The sequence below is a fragment of the Pseudomonas sp. NBRC 111127 genome (genome assembly GCF_001320345.1).
Lineage (GTDB): Bacteria > Pseudomonadota > Gammaproteobacteria > Pseudomonadales > Pseudomonadaceae > Aquipseudomonas > Aquipseudomonas juntendi.
Window position 1 is genome coordinate 1 of the sequence record NZ_BCBD01000315.1, and the last position, 1,679, is coordinate 1,679.

A 1,679-nucleotide genomic window follows, 5' to 3' on the forward strand; every position below is an offset into this window, starting at 1 on the left:
CTTCGATCAGTTGCTGGATGCTCTGCTGCAGCGGGTACTGTTCAGCGGTGACGTTCCACGTGACCAGGGTGCGCTCGCGCTCGGCAGCCGCCAGCAATGGCAGTTCGGCCACCGGTTGGTGCGGTTGCTCGACAATGGCTTGCAGCAGGTTCAGCCAATGCTCACCCAGGCGCACGATGGTGGCGTGGTCGAACAGGTCAGTGGCGTAGATCAGCGAAGCGCTCAGCCCTTCAGCGGTCTCGCAGGTGTCCAGGCTCAGGTCGAACTGAGTGGTGTCGTTGTCCCAGGCCATGGCCTGGACCGCCAAGCCTGGCACGGCGCGTACCGGCGCAAGCGCGGCGGCCTGGTGGTTGAACATCACCTGGAACAACGGGCTGTGGCTGAGGCTGCGGGTGGGCGCCAGCGCATCCACCAGTTGCTCGAATGGCAGGTCCTGGTGCGCCTGGGCGCCCAACGCAGCCTGCCGCACCTGTTGCAGCAGCACGCCGAACGGCTGGCGTGGATCGATATCGGCCCGCAGTACCAGGGTGTTGACGAAGAAGCCGATCAGCCCCTCGGTCTCGACCCGGTTGCGGTTGGCCACCGGCACGCCGACGCGGATGTCGCGCTGCCCACTGTAGCGATGCAGCAAGGCCTGGAACGACGCCAGCAGCACCATGAACAGGGTCGCGCCCTGGCGGCGGGCCAATGCCTCGAGGCCGTCCTTCAACGCCGACGGCACGGCCAGGTCGAGCTGGGCCCCGCGATAGCTCTGCTCGGCAGGACGCGGGCGGTCCAGCGGCAAGGCCAGCACATCCTGCTCGCTGCCCAGTTGCCCGACCCAGTAGGCCAGTTGCCGCTCACGCTCACCAGCCTCCATCCACTCACGCTGCCAACGGGCGTAGTCGGCATATTGCAGCGCCAGGGCAGGCAGTGGGGCGGCATCGCCTTCGCGGTAGCGGGTATAGCCATCGATCAGTTCGCCAACCATCAGCTGCATGGATGCGGCATCCGAGACGATATGGTGCTGAGTCAGCACCAGCACCTGGTCGTCGGCCGCCAGCTCCAGCAGACGGGCTCGCAGCAGCGGGCCGCGCGCCAGGTCGAACGGCAGGCGGATTTCCTCGGCGACACGCGCCCCAAGGGTGGCCTCGTCCGCCAGTCGTTCATGGGCGATGACCCGCGCAGCCGAGCGCTCGATCACCTGGACGATGCCCTGGTCGCTTTCGACGAAGCGGGTACGCAGGGTCTCATGACGCTCGACCAGCGCATCGAAGCTGTGTTGCAGCGCCGCACGATCGAGGCTGCCGTTCAGGCGCAGGACCATGGGGATGTGGTAGGCGCTGCTGTGGGGCTCCAGCTGCCAGAGGAACCACTGGCGTTGCTGGGCATAGGACACCGGCAGCGCCGCATCGCGCGGCGTCGGCCGGATGGCCGGGGCCCGCGCCGCCAACGACGGTGCTGGCAGGCTGGCGACGAAGCTCTGCAGGCTGGCATGCTCGAACAGCACCTTGAGCGGTGCGTCTATGCCTAGCGCGCGCAGGCGCGAGAACACCTGGGTAGCCAACAGCGAATGCCCGCCCAGTTCGAAGAAGTTGTCCGCCAGGCCGACCCGCTCAAGCCCGAGCACCTGCGCCCAGATCGCCGCGACCTGTTGTTCCAGTTCACTCTGCGGCGCCACGTAGGCACGCTGCGATTGC

General features: G+C 67.4%; 1 protein-coding gene. It reads right to left on the bottom strand.

Going from position 1 to position 1,679, the window contains the following annotated elements:
* Positions 1-1,679: condensation domain-containing protein (locus APH30_RS27135; protein ID WP_256222159.1), on the bottom strand; the 1,679-nt coding region annotated here is incomplete at both ends.